13 protein-coding genes are annotated in these 18023 nt (G+C 53.1%); 7 read left to right on the forward strand and 6 right to left on the reverse strand.

The features are described 5' to 3' along the window. Positions 1–41: 41 nt before the first annotated feature. Positions 42–1823 carry a glycoside hydrolase family 15 protein gene (locus VE954_RS31300; RefSeq protein WP_324960403.1) on the forward strand — a complete coding sequence of 594 codons (1782 nt, stop codon included), beginning with the start codon at positions 42–44 and terminating at the stop codon, positions 1821–1823. A gap of 303 nt (positions 1824–2126) precedes the next feature. On the opposite strand, the gene VE954_RS31305 is transcribed toward VE954_RS31300, so the two are convergent. Beyond that, positions 2127–2633 carry a hypothetical protein gene (locus VE954_RS31305; RefSeq protein WP_324960406.1) on the reverse strand — a complete coding sequence of 169 codons (507 nt, stop codon included), beginning with the start codon at positions 2631–2633 and terminating at the stop codon, positions 2127–2129. A 37-nt stretch (positions 2634–2670) separates the two neighbouring features. Then, positions 2671–3069 carry a GNAT family N-acetyltransferase gene (locus tag VE954_RS31310; RefSeq protein WP_324960408.1) on the reverse strand — a complete coding sequence of 133 codons (399 nt, stop codon included), beginning with the start codon at positions 3067–3069 and terminating at the stop codon, positions 2671–2673. A gap of 727 nt (positions 3070–3796) precedes the next feature. Between VE954_RS31310 and VE954_RS31315 the strand changes: the two genes are divergently transcribed. Beyond that, the gene (locus VE954_RS31315) at positions 3797–4291 is read left to right on the forward strand and encodes a M28 family peptidase (protein WP_324960410.1); all 495 of its coding nucleotides are present in this window, start codon (positions 3797–3799) and stop codon (positions 4289–4291) included. Positions 4292–4307: 16 nt separating this feature from the next. On the opposite strand, the gene VE954_RS31320 is transcribed toward VE954_RS31315, so the two are convergent. Both VE954_RS31320 and VE954_RS31325 read right to left on the reverse strand, forming a co-directional pair. Next, on the reverse strand, positions 4308–7661 hold the full coding sequence (locus VE954_RS31320; protein ID WP_324960412.1) for a WD40 repeat domain-containing protein: 3354 nt from the start codon (positions 7659–7661) through the stop codon (positions 4308–4310). A gap of 13 nt (positions 7662–7674) precedes the next feature. Further along, on the reverse strand, positions 7675–8334 hold the full coding sequence (locus tag VE954_RS31325; RefSeq protein WP_324960414.1) for a hypothetical protein: 660 nt from the start codon (positions 8332–8334) through the stop codon (positions 7675–7677). A gap of 209 nt (positions 8335–8543) precedes the next feature. Here VE954_RS31325 and VE954_RS31330 point away from each other — a divergent pair, with 209 nt between their 5' ends. From VE954_RS31330 to VE954_RS31345, 4 genes are all read left to right on the forward strand, one after another. Further along, entirely contained in the window at positions 8544–9404 is an 861-nt protein-coding gene (locus tag VE954_RS31330; RefSeq protein ID WP_324960416.1) for a TSUP family transporter, read from the forward strand. Between the two features lie 19 nt (positions 9405–9423). Further along, entirely contained in the window at positions 9424–10311 is an 888-nt protein-coding gene (locus VE954_RS31335; RefSeq protein WP_324960418.1) for a cation diffusion facilitator family transporter, read from the forward strand. Between the two features lie 234 nt (positions 10312–10545). Next, entirely contained in the window at positions 10546–11310 is a 765-nt protein-coding gene (locus tag VE954_RS31340; RefSeq protein WP_324960420.1) for a sugar transferase, read from the forward strand. A gap of 84 nt (positions 11311–11394) precedes the next feature. After that, positions 11395–12597, forward strand: coding sequence for a hypothetical protein (locus tag VE954_RS31345; RefSeq protein WP_324960422.1), 1203 nt, complete (start codon positions 11395–11397; stop codon positions 12595–12597). On the opposite strand, the gene VE954_RS31350 is transcribed toward VE954_RS31345, so the two are convergent. Both VE954_RS31350 and VE954_RS31355 read right to left on the reverse strand, forming a co-directional pair. Beyond that, positions 12598–13527 carry a hypothetical protein gene (locus VE954_RS31350; protein WP_324960424.1) on the reverse strand — a complete coding sequence of 310 codons (930 nt, stop codon included), beginning with the start codon at positions 13525–13527 and terminating at the stop codon, positions 12598–12600. It abuts the gene before it with no gap. 171 nt (positions 13528–13698) lie between these two features. Beyond that, positions 13699–15342, reverse strand: coding sequence for a hypothetical protein (locus tag VE954_RS31355; RefSeq protein ID WP_324960426.1), 1644 nt, complete (start codon positions 15340–15342; stop codon positions 13699–13701). A gap of 218 nt (positions 15343–15560) precedes the next feature. Here VE954_RS31355 and VE954_RS31360 point away from each other — a divergent pair, with 218 nt between their 5' ends. Beyond that, positions 15561–18017, forward strand: a complete 2457-nt coding sequence (locus VE954_RS31360) for a Hint domain-containing protein (protein WP_324960427.1) — start codon at positions 15561–15563, stop codon at positions 18015–18017. The last annotated feature ends 6 nt before the right edge of the window (positions 18018–18023 follow it).

Below are 18023 nucleotides of genomic sequence, written 5' to 3' on the forward strand. Positions count from 1 at the left end.
TGAATTACTTTGATTTAAAACTATTTCAAAGAGGTAGCACTATGTATGATTTCTCGCTCATCGGCAACTGTCAAATCTCGGCTCTGATCAAGCAGGACAGCAGTATCGTCTGGCTCTGTATGCCACGCCCTGACTCGGATCCCATCTTCGGCCAGCTTTTGGATCCGGAGGGTGGATTCTTCTCGATCAGCTTGGACGGTCCCACCCAAACAGAACAGGCTTACCGTCCGAACACAGCAATTCTGGAATCGCGTTTGAGCACCGACGATGGGCAGAAGATCGTCGTCACGGATTTCGCTCCGCGCTTTGAACAGTACGGACGCATGTACCGTCCGGCTGCGTTGATGCGTGTGGTGGAACCGCAAGGTGGACGACCGCGCATTCGTGTGTCCTGCCAACCCATATCGGGTTGGACGAAGGAACCCTTGCGCGCCCAACGCTTCAACAGTCATGTGCGCTATGAACATCCGCAAGGTGGCTTGCGTCTCGTCACCAACATTCCCTTGACCTATTTGATCGACGGCCAATCCTTCTTCCTGGACGAGCCGGCCTATTTCGCTTTGCTCTGGGATATGCCGCTGGAAGATGACCTCACCAGCGTCGTGCAGAACTTTCTCGCGAAAACGGAACGCTACTGGCAAACCTGGGTCAAGCACTGCACGATTCCTGTGCTCTTCCAAAAGGAAGTGATCCGTTCCGCCATCACGTTGAAGCTTCATTGTTATGAAGACACCGGAGCCATCCTTGCGGCGACGACCACCAGTATGCCGGAAACCTTTGGCAAGGAGCGCAACTGGGATTATCGTTTCTGCTGGCTGCGGGATACTTTCTTCACGCTCAGTGCCTTCAATAATTTGGGGCACTTTGAAGAGATGGAAGGCTTCTTCAAATTTTTGATCAACATTGTACGTTTCGATCACGACCTGGCTCCGGTCTATGCCCTGGATCAAAGTCTGCCTTTGCCGGAACGCTGGCATCAGCAATGGGCCGGTTATATGGATTCACGCCCTGTTCGCACAGGCAATGCGGCCGCTCTGCAGCAACAGCACGATGCCTACGGAGAGATGATCCTAACCCTGGCGCCCATCTATTTTGACGAGCGTTTTGTCTCGCTTCGTTCGCCCCATCTCAACGCGCTGATGGACTGGCTCACCGAACGCTGCATGCAATCCATAGGCCAGCCAGATGCTGGGCTGTGGGAACTGCGTGGCACCAAAATTGAGCATACCTTCACCAACCTGATGTGTTGGGCTGGATTGGATCGCGTTCTCAAGATTCGGCAGGCAGGACAGCTGGGACCTTCCGCCCAGTTAACGCTCGACAGGATCGATCAGGCTCGACAGAAGGCGCTGGAGCACATCCGTGCGGCGACGCATGATATGGTGGTTTATAACAGTCCTATCGACAATACACTGGATGCGTCCATGCTCATGATGCCCATACTGCGCTTTCCTGACGCAGACAGCAATCGGGCCACTGTCCACTCCATTGCTTCCAAGCTCGGAGCCCAGGGGCTCAAGGACGACGCAGGGCTCCTCCTCTACCGTTACCTGCGTGAAGACGATTTTGGTCAACCCCAGGATGCGTTCCTGGTCTGTTCCTTCTGGCTGGCGCACGCCTATGCCACCGTCGGGGAAAAGGAGCGTGGACGCGACCTCCTTCAGAAACTCACCCGCTACGCGACCCCTCAGGGCCTTTACCCTGAGCACGTGACGCTGGGTCATGCGTCCGCGCATTCCGGCAACTTCCCCCAGACATATAGTCACGTCGGATTGATAAATGCGGCCTTCGCCCTAAGTCCTGACTGGCGGGAAGTTCTGTGATGCGGTGAGCCGAACAAGGAGAATTTCTTTACGCTGAGTGTTTTATTTTGATATAAAAGTAATAGCTCTTTGCGGCAGCCAAGAGTCGCAAAGATGAAGGCTCTCTCGACTTCTCCATCAGATGAAGATCACTGTCTTCATTGAACTACCTCCAGGGAATGCGCTCCGTAACCGAGCGCGTTTCTTTTCTTTTTCTTTACTTTGTACGCAGGACAGAGACCCCTATCGCGCCAAAAATCCAGATGGACTTTTCATATGAACGTGCCGAATTCTGGTCGGGTTGGATCCTAAGACCAACATCGTTTATATCATCGGATGAATCTCCAAATGTTCTTCTCGAGCTGGAAAAGCTTCAGGCCTATAGCGCCCAAAAACAAGGGGTAGAGTGCCTGCAATCAGAGCGCGCACCACTACGCCTGGACAGGACCAATCGGGGGTTAGGTCGACCAGATCCACGACTCCGGATCGCTGAAAGAGGCTGGCAAGTTCGGGGTGAAAATGTTCTCCAGACAGCCAGCCAGCAAGGAGCGACCGACGCTTCGGGTGAAGAAAATATTCCTGATGATAGTCTGGAGTCGGCTCAAATGTCGCCTCTTCCGTCGAAACCTCGATCGGATCCAGGAAAGCAAGGCGTTGGATGGCTTCACTCAAGGCTTTATGAGTTGCCAGCTGGCTACCCGAGGCGGCACCAAAGCCATGGATAACGGGATAGTCCTCTTGCTCTGGCCAAAGAAAGCACCCCCGTCCATAAATGGTACCGAGACCTTCCAGGAAAAAAGAACCGAAATCGTAAACGTGAAAACGGAACATTCGCTCCAGGCTTTTCAAGGCAGGAGGCAATGTCAGCTCACAAGGCTCGGGACGCGTGGCCGAGTGAGCTGACAACGCAACCCATTCCATTGAGAACGTGAAGATGATGCTGATTGCTAGGAGCGACGTCACCTTCAATTCGCTTGAGTCCATAAGATTTCATAATCTCGGCGAGCAGATCAAAGAATAGAGGATAGAGTCCAAGGTTCTGATAGTCGGGATGAATGGCAATATTGCGGAAGTTGTAACTGCTCCAGTCAAGGATGGTTCCAGCGGCCATGCCCATCACCCGGTTGCCACAGGACTCATCGCGGAATACAAAGAAGTCGCCTAGCTCTTCATAATAGCGCTTTCTGGCTTCAGAAGAACTTTGATCTTTAAAGAAACTTTGGGTTTCATCGCGCTGATAGACATCGGGAAAGAGTTCGTTGATCATTGGCCATGCTTCGCCCGGAGCGACACGATCAACGACGATATGCTGAACGAGGATTTTGGGAAGTGCTGTCGCCAGTCAAGTCCCCAGATTTTCTGCGCGAGAGACTGCTTTTCAAAAGCAGCCGACGAATCCTGAGTCGCGGACGCCTGGGTCATGGTGTCACCTCATCTTGCATAACGACACCGAACTCTTAAAACATTTATGATAGCAAAGTCAACCTTCACATTGTCGCAAGTTATGAGCAATAATGAACTTAGCATTCGAGAAATGATGCTCGGACTTTGGCGACATTCTTGTCTGAATGGAAAGTCCATGAGGAAGGATAATCTCGACTCGTAAGGCGAGTTCCATGACCTCCTTTAAAAACTCGAGAAGTCTGAAACCGGGAACAAAAGATGGAATCTCAATGACAGCATTGTTTGAAATTTTTGCTCCATGCTAGCCTAAATCAATTTGCGTCGCTTTTCCGCCGGTCACAGATGGACATACGCGAGAAGGTCAGCATGAGGGCAACGAGCTGATCGTTACCAACTGTAGTCCAGGGCTTCGAATTCAGATATCTTGCGGTCAACTCTAAAGGTTTGCGGGCTGATATAGGCGAAAAACGCTAAGAAATTTGGGAATCCGGATAATAGTCTACGGTGGCTTGGTTCTGCCTCTCTTGCTTTACACCACACAGCCATTGATCCGTTTGGACTTCCAGCAAGGATGGCCTTTGGGAGACCCGGTGCGCCTACGACATCACATTGATACGTTACTCGCATTTGGTCCACGCGATGCCAGACACCCCGAAGTTTTGGAGAAGGTTGAGTCCTGCTTGGAACAGGAGCTCCAATCCGCAGGTGGTCGAGTGTCCAAACAGAATTTTGAAACCAACGGCCAGTGGCATCACAATATTATATCCCGCTTCGGCCCTGTCGATGGTTCGCGAGTTGTGATTGGAGCCCATTTCGACGCCTATCGCGGACTTCCAGGAGCCGATGACAACGGCAGTGGTGTCGCCGTTCTGCTGGAATTAGCCCGAATTCTAGGCGAACGGTTGGTCGGTATTGAGTTTTCGGATCATTCATCGTACTGGCGTGAAAGTTATCCGGCATTCATGATAACGGGAACGGCCTTTTACAGAAATCCACGTTATCATACGCCGGATGACACAGCGAACCGCCTGGATTATGGCAGACTCGCATCCGTGGTCCAGGCCGTTCATGCGTTGATACCCTAGCCATCCCATCGTCAGTTTATTTGCAGAGTGCAGAGATCTCGGGCGGAGCGTCCGGCCCTTCCAGGTACACGTCCAGCCATTTGCACAATTGAGTCTGCAAATGATCCAGATCAAGATCCAACCGTCGCACCCAGGGTCCAGACCCCACCGCCAGGACATTGGGATCCTGGCTTAGGCCAAACGAAGTCAAATTTTCAATGACAGGGAAAGCCTGGAACTGATGTTCGATTTCAAGCTTACGATTCCACATAAAAACCCGACCGCTCTGCGCGTAGGTAATCTGCGATCCATCCATGGTCCAATGCAGTCCTGTTTCCATCTCGTCGCGAGACGGCATGGATTGCTTATGCGTCACCTGCCACTGACCGTTAACGAGACTGCCGAGACTGAGTTGCCCGCTATCATCCACGGCCGCAAAGCTCAAGCCATCAGGCGCAAAGGTGAAGCGCTTGAAACCTTGAATGCGAGAAGGTTCCTCGATCCATCCCTCAGATCCATACCGATAGATCCGAGGGGCCTGATCCGATCCTGAACCCAGGAGGGCCAGACGCGTAGCGTCGCTCGACCATACCAACCATTTCAACCTTTCCAGCGTGGGAAGACCACGTTCACTGGTCTGCGCAGAACCATCAGGTTGGACAATCAGGCCTCGCCAGGTCCCGCTCTTGAGCAGCCGCACCAAAATACGGGGCGTGCCGGGCAGCCGTTTCATGGCATCCCGGCCGGGCCTTTCGCCAGAAGCAATGGGAATGGTTATGGTAAGTTTTGTCGTGTCACTATTTTTGGTCCATATCGCCAGGACACCTGCCCCGGCGCTGAGCAAGGTTGTCTCGTCAAAGACCTCAACACCGAAACGCAAACTGGCTCCCCGAATATCATTCAAAGGCAGTTGCACGGACTCGCCCGTCAGCGTCCACAGTCGGGATGTTCCATCCTCAGCACTGGAAGTGAACAGTTGCCATTCAGGAAGAAAACGCACTTCATTGATCTGTCCGGTATGCCCCGCCCAATCCTGAATCTTTTCGCCGGCCTTGTTCCAGAGTCGAATGACCCCATCAAACCCTCCTGTGAAAAGAGTCTCACCTTCGAGACGACCCCCATGGAAGGTACTGATGACCGTGGACGTGGTATCACCGCGCACCATCGGCAAAGGTCCATGCAACGACCAAAATCGTAATCCAGTCGAATCGAGTGTCACGAAACGCCGATCTCCGCTGTGGCAACGAATGTCAAATTCCGTGAGCACGAAGGGAGCTGTGGTCCATTCAGCCAATCTTTGGAACGCAGGCTCAATTTCACCCTGCCATTCCCAATAACTGAGCGTGCGATCATCCCGCATCCAAACCCCACGCTGGCACGGATCCACTTTCCAGCTGCGCAGGCGGTCCCAGTCAAAGTCGGTGAGTGGAATGGCTTGCAGTTTTTTTTCGGGAAGATTCGACCAATGATACAACCGGCCCCCGCGTTCCATAAGTCCAGCTGTACCATCCAACCAAGGCTGCAACGAAGCAGGTTCCGCCACGTCGTATCCCTCACTGGGTTTTTCACCAAGTACACCCTCATCAAGGTCTTTCCAAAGAATTTTAGGACTCCATGACCTCAACCGGCCATCGCTCAGCTGAATGAGGAGACGACTCGGAATAACATCGGTGGCGGGAGTAAACTGCAGATCTTCGGCAACCTGCTCTTCGCTGGCCACAGTCTTCCATGATCCGCCCTCCAGCGCCCACACATTCACAGCCTCGGTGCTTGACCCTGCCACGTGCCATCCATCGGGTGCCATGGCCAACTGCACCGTATCCTTGAGATCAAGTCTTTGCACGATGCGCAAACCGTTATCATCGTAGTTCAAGACTGCCGGTAGATCGCCTCGAATGGCTACGGCGAGGCTGTTGCCTCCTGGAATCCACTTCACAGCGCCTGGAGCGCCAAAGATGGAATGATCCGCCCAACGCAAGCTCAATGGAGGCAGGAACTTTAACTCTTTGAGGCGCAAAACCACCAGCTCGTCGGCTGTGCTCAGAACCAGGGCCTGCTGCGAAGGCGACCAGTCTGCGGCAAGCGCATCACCAACCGGAATCTGCGTGATAGGGCGACCTTCTCCCGACCAGAGTGAAGCTTGTGTGGACGTTAAGGCCAGCCACGGACTTTCGGGGGCAGGACCAAGACTCCAGACCCGCCGTGGAGTTCCTGGCAAAGTCACCCGTTGCCTTTCGTGCATCGCTCCCGTAGCTGACAGAATGCCGTCGACAAGTTTGTTTTTGACTTTATCCTGTTCCGTTGGAAGGACGAGACGACGATAGTCCACCAAAGCCCGCAGCAACGTGAGAGCGGATTGCCAACTGTTGTTAGCCTTCTCGGCCAACGCTTGATCCACGCGTGACGCGATCGTCCGGATCACATCGCCTTGGACAACGTCGATCATTTGCTGCAAAGGCTCAGAAGCATTTCCCGCGGCATCATAACCGCGAGCCTGCAGAATCCAGCGGCCTTGCACGGGCATGGGGAGACTGACCTCGCCCTTCGCCGTCTGCCAATTTTCTTCATTATCACAGAGGGCTTCATCCGATTTTTTCAGACACCACTGCAAGGACGCAGGATGGGTATCTGCCATATGGAGGCGCAGCAAAGATCCGGGCTGCACTTCCAGCGAACGGGTCGCTCCTGGGTCGGGTGTAAGCTGCAGAACAGGCTTTTGGCGATCAATGATGACCGCACAGGACTCTTCCGATTCTGCTAAAGAGGAGCGAGGATTCTGTAAAAAATTACGTTGCCGCAAGCTCAGCTGACCCGGTCCATCGGGCCAGACCTGAGGCCAGGAGAGAATCACTGCAGCATTCTGCAATGCAAAGCTTTGCGGTGACTCGCGGCCATCCGAGGACACGAGTCGAGGAGCCAGCGCCAAAGCTTCGAGCTGGGTCCCAGGCGTTATCTCGAGCGGCAGTTTAAAACGACCATCGTTAATCCAAGGATCGGGACACCGCAAACGCAACCGTTGCTGGCTTTGATCCTGCAATTTCACAATGGGCAGCCACGGCTGAGCATCCGAGATCAAAACACTCCAGCTGCGATCCTGAGCCAGGGATCGAACCACCAGCGAGGTGGCCTGGCCCGTACTCACACAATGTTTCCGGCTTACAGGAAGAGCCTGAGGCAGAGACCCTTCCGCGTTAATCTCGAGCACCCGGGCATCCAGCTGCTCCGTTTCAGGTAACTCCTTACCTTGCGGATCCAGGATTTTGATCCAGGACCCGCCCCTGTCACGCGCTTCTTCCCCGCAATCAAGCACCAACAGATTCAGTCTATTGTGTAACTTTTCGCAGGACATAAGCCATGGAAGCAGGATCAGGGGAACTAAAAAACGGAGCATGAGTCGTCCTTAATTAGCAGGGATCAAAGGTGATATGAAGTTTATTCAAACTGATTTCGGTTGGCTCGGAGTCGCTCGATTTCTTGCGCACGACCATACCGCGAAGATCATCAAAGCGGAGAGTCAGCTGATTGCCGCAGACGGTTTGAGATTCCTGCTTTGCTACAAAAGGATTCAACTGGGCCTTCTGAAAATCGTCCGGCGCATCATTCCAGCGGTCCAGCTGAACTTTATTAACGGCCCACTCCTTTTCGAATGAATCCTTTTGATTGGTGTTGGTCACATTAGCCAGACCAGTCGCCTTAAGTTCTATCTTTCCTTCGCTTGTTCCGATGTCGGCGAAGTTCACCACGAAGTTAAAATCCCGAATTTTGAATTTCTTTTCGCTGTCGCTTAAGGAAATGCTACCCGGGCAACGTCCCTCGACTTTATATTCCAAAGCCTCGCCAGTCGTCCGGATCTCATCCATGCCCGACCCGTTGTTATCTAAAAAGTTCAAAGACAAACCGTCGTTATTCATCTGAGCATCAACCTGACCGCTATTGCTCCAAGCTCCATTATCCTTGGCCTTATAGGCACAATTGAACTGTTGGCTCACAATTTTGGGAAGGGCCAGACCCTGTTCCGCGGACACAGCTACAAAAAACATCGCAGGCAAAAAGACAGCTTTCATCGCTTGACTCCTCTTCCATTCAGCAGGTCGAACCAATATGAGGCCGATCTTATACCTGATCTCCCGCTTGGAACATAGAGTTGAATTGAAGTCTTTCAGGACATGTTCACGAACCGCTTTCGACTAGAGCAAAAAGTTAGGGCTGGTCTTACAGAGATACACGCACTATGCTCCAGTTCGGTTCCGATCATCTGTCATGAGGCTCCTTGATGTCCCCTGATTGGCTCGCGCTCAACTCCTTGTCCTTCCTGGATTCTCTGGTTTTTCTGGCAACCCATGCCTGGCCGCTTTTTATCGCCGCAGGTATCGCGGGACTGGTCGACTCCATCGGCGGCGGCGGGGGTCTGATTACGATGCCAACGCTCCTGAACCTCGGCGTACCAGCTCCGCTCCTGCTGGGTAGTAACAAATGCGTATCCACCATTGGCTCCCTGCCCGCTGTGCTTCGCTATCGTCGCGCCAAACTTCTCCCCCAACTGCCATGGGCCCATTGGATTCGACTCTTTATCGGGGCCGCTCTGTGTGCAACGCTGGGCGCCTGGCTTTCCCAACAGAAGGTGATCCTCGACAATCTTCATTTCATGGTCCCGATCCTGCTGTTTGCCGTGATGGGCTTTATGCTGAAACGTTGGTTTTGGGATGAGCGCCAACGGCAATGTGCGGCCAACCTGGGTCCGGCCGACATCGATGCCGTGCATCCCATTGAAGTGGCACTCAAGCGAACCTGGGCTCGCATTGGGATTGCGGGCATTGCGTTTTATGATGGAATCTTCGGCCCCGGCACGGGGACCTTCTTTTTAAGTTTATTCGAGGTTCTCGGCCTAAAAACGATCAGTGCCAATGCCATCACGAAAATATTTAACCTCGCCTCAAACGTCGGTGCGATCGCCTGGTTTGGTTTCAATGGAAAAGTGCTCTGGCCGTTGGGTTTTGCCGGCGCGTTTTTTTACCTATGTGGCAACTATATCGGCGCGGGTCTGGTATTGCGGCGTGGCCAAGGCCTTGTGCGGATTGTCGTCCTGCTTGCGACTTCAGGCTTACTGATCAAACATCTTTTGCGGTATGTTTGAACCGAGGAGGATGGCAGGCATGGCTCTGAAACAAGCATTTTTAATCAGTCTCGGGCTCACGCTTTTCAAGCTCTTTGGTTTCCACTTATCAGGTTCGATGATTGTGCTCGCCAGTTTTTACGATTCGCTGACTGACAGTCTCGTGTCCTATCTCAACTTTATTTTCTATCGCAAGGCTCGCGAGAAAGCGGATCATCAGCACCCCTTCGGACACGGCGGCTTTGAAGTGGTCAGCAGCCTCGTTCAGTCGATTCTGATCACGATCCTGGGCTGTTTGTTAGCCTGGCAGTCCCTCGAACTCCTGTTCAAGGGTTCGCATCCTGCCATGGATCGCGCGTCCTTTCCCTATGTTTTGGGCATCATGCTTCTCTCGGCTTTTTCCGGCCTTGCCATTCAATGGTTCCTGGGTCGCTTTGAAAAACAATTGGCAGAAAAAGGCGAAGTGTCCCTGACCGTAAAATCCGATCGAGCCCATTACCTCTCGGACTTTTATACGAATGGTTTTGGGGCGATCGGTTTGCTGTCTGTGTACTGGCTGGAAAGCACGACACTCGATAGCGTCCTGGGCCTTCTGGGTTCCTTGTTTTTATTTAAAACAGCCTGGCCTTTGCTGGTCAGCACCTTCACCCACATCATGCACGTGGAAGCCGAACCCGAAGTCCAGCAGGAAATCCTGAGGCTCGCTCTCTCGACCGATCGACTCGTCGAGGGCATTCATCGCCTCCGCACCCGTCGTCTGGGCCCCAATCTCTTTGTCGACTTCCATTTAAAACTGCCAGCCCAGATGCCTTTGGCTGATGCCCATCGCCTGGGGGACCGGGTCGAGGACAGCATTATGGAACGGTTCCCGCAGGCTGATGTCCTGATTCACCTGGATCCCGATAATCTGCCCGATGAAGAGGTCTGAGCTGTCTTACGTCCGCACAGATTTCGCAAAATACTGTCAACCCGCCGCATTTATTAACGAATTCATCCTGTCGAAATTTCAGTCAACGTCCCAACTCCAGACACTTTTTTCGTGCGCGTAAGGAGTTTTTTTCCTTTCGTTTCCATGACTTAACTATGCTTGGCACGCCAAAACTACTGGTCTTGTTCTTGCAAAATACCCTGCAGGGTTTTTCAAGCACGAGGGGTCTCAACCATGCATGCACAAGCGCAGCACCAGGAAATTTCACCGGGAATGTATGCCGCAACTCGATCCGCCAAGCGCCGTTATGAAAGGCGTTACGGTTCGCGACTCGAAAAAGATGAACAGCCGGTTCGTCGTTTCACGCCAGGTCGAATTCCAGTGGTCAGAAGGCAGCCGCATGTGGAAAAATTAACAAGAACTTTGGATGTGATGGGCGCGGTGGTAGGCCTGATTCTGGCCGCTCCTGTTCTTCTCATGAGCATGGCCTTGATCAAGCTGTCCAGTCGTGGTCCCATCTTTTTCTGCCAGATCCGTGTCGGTGAAGGCGGGCGCCTGTTCCGAATGTATAAACTTCGGACCATGGTGATGGACGCTGAAAAACAACGCCGTAGCCTCATCCATCGTAATGAGATGAACGGTCCGGTGTTTAAGATCCGTCGTGACCCGCGTATTACCTGGGTTGGTCAGTACCTTCGCAAGTTCAGTATCGATGAAATGCCCCAGTTCTGGAATGTTCTGGTCGGCGACATGAGCCTGGTCGGCCCGCGGCCGCCGCTCCCGCGCGAAGTCAAAAAATATAAACGCTGGCAAATGCAGCGGCTCATGGTCAAGCCGGGACTCACCTGTCTCTGGCAGGTCAGCGGCCGCAACCGCATTGGTTTTGAGGACTGGGTTCGACTGGATATTCGCTACATCCGCACGCGTTCCTTTTGGGTCGACCTCAAAATCATTCTGCAAACTTTCAAAGTAGTCTTCATAAGGCCGGATGGAGCCTGATACCATAGAGGAAACGGACCAGGACCTGGAAACGCTTTCGGGTCCACCGATCTTCGTCCCATCACGATCGACAAGGATGTCATCATGGGTTCAAGGCTACTGCCGGCTGCTCTGCTTCTGACGACTGGACCGCTCTCTGCTGCTCCGATTCGTAACTTGAACACCATCGAGTACGAATACCGCGACCAGCAACTCGCCAGCCGCAATCCCAAGTTGAAACGCCCGGATCACCTGAATATCTGGGGTGGACGCAGTCTATTCCTCTATGAACAAGCCAAACTCAATGCCCAGGCCGAAATCGGTGCCACTACGGGCAATTCCGGAACCACTTCATTCACGGCTTTGCAGGCCCGTTCAGCTGCGACCTGGCGCGAGGCTCACAGCAGTGACACGCTCGAAGCAGGCTGGATTCGCAGTCACGGTGCGGATGATACGCAGCGTCCTCTGGAAGAAACGGTTCTGGAAATTGGTGCCCCTTTTACGGGAACGCGTGCTGCGTACCGCCATGATCGTCAACTGAATGCCATGAATAGCGTAGCGGCGGCTGCGGGTATCAGTCGTAACATCGATGGAACAACCGATTTGGAAAGTCGTGAAGTCGCTGCCAGTTGGTCGAACCTGATCAATCGCAGCTGGACCAACACGCTCAGTCTGATTCGCGGCACCCAAAAAGTTCGCAACGGACTTTCCGCTGATACCTGGGAAATTAAAAATGACGACCTCTGGGTTTTGAATAATGACTGGTCCATGCAAACCACTGTAGGCGGACTGCAGCAAACGATCGAAGAGGAAAAGAAAACCAGCTTCATCATGGGGGCAGCTTTTTCGTATGTGATGCGGCGCGCCAACCCCGAAGATAAAAAAGATAAGGCGCAGCCGATTGCGCAGGACATGATTCGCCGCCCCGACCTGGACCGCATTGAAAATGTGCGAACCCAAAGTCAATTTCGTGCCGGATGGGATCGGAATCTGGACCAAAGGCGCAAGGGTGATGCCCAGTTTCTTTCTGATCAATTTTTCGTCCAGGGACTCTGGGCCATCGATACGGAACAGAATCTTCAGATCGATCTGCAGCGCAGTCAATCCATCGACAAAACCGTGCCGGGTGCGGCGGGCTTGATTCGTGATTTGGCTAATCTGGATTATCGCTGGACGACTGGGGTAGGACCATCCACGGCAGGGATCTTGGGAAGTTTCGGTTTGGGAATCACCCAGGAAACTGTCAAACAAAACCCGCAGCGCTTTGATCGTCAGCTGCTGCGGGTCAGTTATGCCGTCACGTTCTAATCAGGGAATGTAATCAATCGTCACAGTCATGCGAAAGTCGAGATGCTGACAGTCGCTGTCGTCGTTATCACCCGTTGTGATAAAACCCAACTGCGCCTTGGGCGGTGTCGCAATCTGCTTATCCAGAACCAGCCCAGCTTTGGCGGCCAGCTTCAGGAAAGCGTCCTGCGGCAGAGTCAACTTCATGTCACCATTGGTTGATGTCTTGGGAATCTGGCAGAGCTGATCAAAATCAGCCTGCTTGGGATCAAGTCCCAGACAATACTTATACAGTTTGCCGTTAAAATATTCCAGGTTCTGCATCCCGTTCGGTGGCAGCCACTTGTAGCTGACCAGACCATTCGCATCCACACCCAGACCATTGGCATAGACCAGTTGGTCATTCAAGTTTTTCGACCTGGTCGAATAATCCTGACTGGAAGCCACCACAAGGCTGTTCAACGTAATCATGATCTCATCATCAAAACGCATCACCTGCTGCGGCGCATCAAACTTCATATTGCAAAGACGGGTCATGCCCTGCAACGGAAGATCGACAAACTCCTCGCGCCGGGCGCGGAGGACTTCGTTCTTGCGACTCAGATTATTGTTCTTTTCGAATTCACAGGTTGTTGTCTTGGCTGGGAAGAACAAGGGAATGGCTTTGGATTTCAGCGTTCCATTCTTCTTCGCATCCGCGCAGGCAACCTTAACCTCTTCATCCGTGGACACCGGTGCCGGGATCTGCAATTTGCCCTCCACGGTCACGACTTCCACGGATTCAATCGGCTCGTCCACAATCGAAGGCGCTGTCGTATCACCAAGGGCATCATCGGAAACGGCAGTTTCCGGGATGGCCTCGGCGGCATCGTCAACGCTTTTGAAGGATGCCGGCTTACAGGCCGAAACAGTCGCCAAAAGCATGCTGAATAGTGTAGCGGTGAGTCTCATGAGAATCGTCCCTCCCCCTAACACTATCGGTGAGAATCTATAAAACCTTGCCCCTTGCTTTATTCCTTTTTGGAATCATTTGTTTAGGGCTTTCTTTTGTCAGGAAAAAATTGGGTTTGGCAGCCCCGCGACGCGATTTCGTCCGCGGCTATGCGGCTTAAAGCACGGAAATTAGGCCAGATTCTTACGCATCTCCCAAAGCAGGTGGCTGAGGAAGGGGCGGCGGTTCTCACCTGTAGCCACCATGAGGAGTTTGGTGATCTTCAAGTCTTCGGGTTCGGCCATGAGCAGGAGCAGCAGTTCGCGAATATAGTTGGTTCCCAACGTTACATAGTTGTCCGTACCCACACCCAGATCCACGCCCTTCTTTTCCCACCAGGAAAAGGGGTGATCCTTGAAACCCGGCACCACAGTGGTCAGCTTTTGATTGCTCGTCGGCAGCGCGGTGACCGTCATCGACTTGTCCAGGACTCGATTCAAAACATCATGCTGGTAGTGTTCGACCTCACGCGCGTGATGGAACTTCACCTTCACGAAGCGGTTGACCTCCTGCGGCGACAGAGGCACGCCTTGAACCAACCGATCCAGGATGAGAGCGTGTTCGCCCCAGGACATGTCCAGGAGTTCGCGTCCCAGGGTGGATTCCGATCGCACGGCCTGCTGCTTGTCGTTCAGGGCCAGCGCCTGCTCCAGCATGATGTGAAAATAGGAGTTGGGGTTGATGCCAAGGGCCAGACCATGCTCCAGGGTATCAATTCGCCAGATGTTCATGGCATTATCCACGGCCTGTATTCCGCGTTTCAAAGTATAAAAGGTTTCGCCGTGGTGACTGCGGATGGAAAATCCGCGTGAGGCGAGCTTGCGCAGACCCTGCTGCATTTCCAAAAAATGTTCCTTGCGATAAAGGCTGCGCTCATCACCCACCGTATCGACTTCCTGCAGGCAACTCGCCAGTTCCGGATGACGGTCGAGGATATCGATGATTTCATCCACCTGCTGCTGAAAATGCTGTTTCTTGGTGGCGAAACGTTGATCGTAAAAGCCCGGCTCTTTGCGAAAGCAAGGCGAGAGCGCGAATTGAAACTGCGGCACTTCCTTTTGATAGGCGCGAAATCCCTCATAGAGGCCCAGCAGGCTTTCTTCATTGGTCAGGAGTTCAGCGCCGGGGATCTGCTCCTTGGGATCTGTGGTCAGTCGCGAATAGGTGAACTTGATGCGAATGAAGCCAACATTGAACTCTTCCATCATGGTCCGGGCCATATGGTAAGCGGCCTGTCGATGGGCTTCACGATCGATCAGGACCAATTTGGGTAAATAGAGGACCTGCAGATAGCGTTCGAATCTCTCGCTATCCCGCAGGGTCAGCATGCGCTCCACATCCTGCACCGTCGTCAGCCGATCCGCTTCATCGCCGTAAACCGCTCGCAGTTTTTCCAAACACAGCGGCCCCTCAGGTCCATCCAGTCTTTTTTGCAAAAGGGGATGAAGGAAGGAGGCCTGCAGGGCTCCCGTGAGATGCGTATGCTCTTCCCGAAAAGGCAGCGGAAAAGCCTTAAAAAATCGATAGAGCGAACGGCCAAGCGGATGATCGACCAGCGCATGGATATCACCAATCCCTCGCTGGCACAGAATCACCTGCTGACGGAAAGCGGCGACCAGCTGCTGCAGGTCAGGATGGGGCTGCAGACGGCGTGAATTCTGGAAGAGCTCCAGAGTTGGCAGGAGGGCCAGCCCATTGGTTTCTGCGATCAGGGAGGTCAGCTCCTGAGTCAACCGCTCCTGCTTTTCCTTCGAGCAAACTTCTGCTTTTTGCATGCCTTCCAACTCCTTGCCTGGCGGCGGCCTCATTGGATCCCGCCGGAAAACCGATCCGGGAGTATAGCGGCATTAAAGACCTCAGTCTTGGATATTTTGCAGATCTTTAATCAGGCTGTAAGGTTTTGGAATATCCGCAGGTTATACATTTATTTGGCCATGACATTATGGGGTTCCGATACCTCATTTAAGCGTCATAGCATGGAGAGGGGTCATCAATGGGACTGAAATTTTTGAGTTTAAAGGGTGAAAGAGGGGATGCGTCCATCTTCCTGGCCATGATTTTGGCCCTGACGGTGGGTACCACAGTCTATTACAATATGGACAAGCTCAACCAGACTCTGAAGTCGAACAAGGTTCTGGGCCAAAAACAAAAGGCCGAGACCCACAATATTTCGGGTCTTTCGACCGCCACCGCACTCATGAGTTATACCGGGGCCAATCCGCGATCGGATGATGCGGCTGCCCTGCCCTATCTCTATCCGGATCCTTACTTTCCCGGTACCACCATGGGTACGCCGCGCAGCTCGCCCACTGTTGACACGTGGAACTTTGCGAGCATGAAGCTGGAAGTGAGCAGCCCCTCAGATGCGGATCTGAAAGGGATCGATTTCGAGAATTATGTAAAACCCAATGGGACACGGCCCGTCCTCAATAACAAATCGTCCATCAGGTTCATCAAACCTGTCTATGATTCCACTAACGTTCGACTGATTAAAGGCTACGAAGCCGAAATTACCAGTAACTCATTTGATAACCAAAAGTTGGTGAGCAAAGCCACTATTCCGGTGCCAAAACCCGAGCCCCCTGTTTGTGTGCTGCGCAGCACCAACGGCCAAACCAAATTTCAGCCGAACGCCCCCATGAATCTGGAGCTGGTTGTTTCAGGGCTTGCACTCATGGCTCGTCTGCCCATGTCGGCGGAAGCCTTGTTAGCCCCTGAAAGTGACTTTTCCGAGCACTTCGTTCTCGATTTGACGGCCGCCCAACGAGCCAACAGCGTCACCCGTATCAACGATGCCGTTCGAACCTGGACGGTGACAACACCTCGTCCTCTGGTGGCTGTTGATGGAACGAACGAAGTAACCTTTGAAACCTATGCCTATCTCTCACTCGTGACCAATAACAACGAAACAGCCATGAGCTGTCCCTTCCGCTTCACGGTCGCTGCGCCTGCGTACTGTAAACTCTGGACGGATAAAGCCACCGTGGCTCCTGGTCAGTGCGTGAACATCACATCGGAAACCGTCGGCCTTGTTCAGGCAAATTCCTTGCAGATGGCCGCGAAAGACCCCACGGGCAAAGCTGTGGCTGGCTTGACCCAAAATGGTGCCAACGGCACGTTCTGCGCGCCTTCCACCAGCAATTACGGTATTGGCGTGACGGTACCGACTGCGTTAGCGTCGACATTCGCGTCGGCTCTTAGCACCTTGGACACGGATCAACAAAAAGCCGTTTATGAGCAACTCAAATCCCTGGTTGGTAACCTTGAAAAACTTTTTGATAAAATACCTGAACTCCATAATTTGTCGATCAATCAGTATAACGACCTGTTCAGCCTTGGACTTGCCCATAAACAGGATATGGCGAATGCGCCCCTTGATACTTTCGTGAATTTGGCCACCCTGACGACCGAACAGCTGGCAGCTTTAAGATCCACCACGGAACAGGATTTCAATAAACTCAACGCCATGAAGCCTATCGTCCTGGCCGAAGATCCTTTGCTGACTACAGTCGACGGTCCCATTCTCAATAGCCTTTCTTCGTTTGATCCCAAACTCCTGATGGCGCATGTGGGCTCTGGACTTGATGCAGCGGCCAATTCCTCAGCAGTGCCTGTGGACTATAAAATATTGGGCAGCATCACCGCCAATGACGGATCAAAGAACAGTTGTCTCGTTCACGTGACGGCAGGAACCAACAAATGTCCGTTCTTTGGCAGCCAGTTCCCCACTTTCACCCAGACGCAGACCATTACCCACGTTTCCGACGGTCAGCAAGGTTCGTTTAGCGTCGACTTTGCACCGGCGAAGCCCAACTGGGAAGTGGCAGGTATTGCAACGTCCCCCACGAATGTGGAACCCTGTCCACCCAATGCCCGCTGCTATGCTGTGGACATCGGTGGCAACCGGACTCCATTCACTGTGGTGGATTCCGCACATTCACAAACCTGTAGCGCTACAACCAACCTGCGCGTGGACCTCGGCTGCTTTGAGGCCAACACCAAAATTCGGATGGCCGATGGTACCGATAAACCCATACGCCAGCTCAAAGACAATGACCTGGTCTGGAATCCCATCCGCGACAAGGCCGTCGCCATCAAACGCGTGACCCCGGGCCCCGAAAAACTTCCGCTGTGGACCGTCCAAACGGACGAGGGAACGGTTCGCGTGACGGCGAAGCATCCCTTCCTGACCCCAACGGGCCTGAAGGCGACTGATGAGTTAAAAGCCGGTGAGCGCATTATGGGTCGCAAAGGTGAGCGCGTGATTCAGCAGGTGGCTGAAGATAGGTCTGCGCCCAGCGAATGGGTCTGGAACTTTGAGCTTGCCACGGATTCAAAAGATCCGGCCGATCATGCTATCCTTGCTGATGGGGTTGTCACCGGCGACCTCTACCTGCAGGAGCAATTGGCCCAATTCCAAACGAAAAAGCTGTCACAGCTGAAGCCATAACAGGAG

This window comes from Oligoflexus sp. (genome assembly GCF_035638955.1).
GTDB lineage: Bacteria > Bdellovibrionota_B > Oligoflexia > Oligoflexales > Oligoflexaceae > Oligoflexus.

Bases quoted from the DNA above. Each gene is read 5' to 3' on its own strand.
- VE954_RS31360 (WP_324960427.1), top strand. From the start codon at position 15,561: ATGGGACTGAAATTTTTGAGTTTAAAGGGTGAAAGAGGGGATGCGTCC.
- VE954_RS31350 (WP_324960424.1), bottom strand. From the start codon at position 13,527: ATGAGACTCACCGCTACACTATTCAGCATGCTTTTGGCGACTGTTTCG.
- VE954_RS31340 (WP_324960420.1), top strand. From the start codon at position 10,546: ATGCATGCACAAGCGCAGCACCAGGAAATTTCACCGGGAATGTATGCC.
- VE954_RS31300 (WP_324960403.1), top strand. From the start codon at position 42: ATGTATGATTTCTCGCTCATCGGCAACTGTCAAATCTCGGCTCTGATC.
- VE954_RS31310 (WP_324960408.1), bottom strand. From the start codon at position 3,069: ATGATCAACGAACTCTTTCCCGATGTCTATCAGCGCGATGAAACCCAA.
- VE954_RS31305 (WP_324960406.1), bottom strand. From the start codon at position 2,633: ATGTTCCGTTTTCACGTTTACGATTTCGGTTCTTTTTTCCTGGAAGGT.
- VE954_RS31355 (WP_324960426.1), bottom strand. From the start codon at position 15,342: ATGCAAAAAGCAGAAGTTTGCTCGAAGGAAAAGCAGGAGCGGTTGACT.
- VE954_RS31330 (WP_324960416.1), top strand. From the start codon at position 8,544: ATGTCCCCTGATTGGCTCGCGCTCAACTCCTTGTCCTTCCTGGATTCT.
- VE954_RS31335 (WP_324960418.1), top strand. From the start codon at position 9,424: ATGGCTCTGAAACAAGCATTTTTAATCAGTCTCGGGCTCACGCTTTTC.
- VE954_RS31345 (WP_324960422.1), top strand. From the start codon at position 11,395: ATGGGTTCAAGGCTACTGCCGGCTGCTCTGCTTCTGACGACTGGACCG.
- VE954_RS31325 (WP_324960414.1), bottom strand. From the start codon at position 8,334: ATGAAAGCTGTCTTTTTGCCTGCGATGTTTTTTGTAGCTGTGTCCGCG.
- VE954_RS31320 (WP_324960412.1), bottom strand. From the start codon at position 7,661: ATGCTCCGTTTTTTAGTTCCCCTGATCCTGCTTCCATGGCTTATGTCC.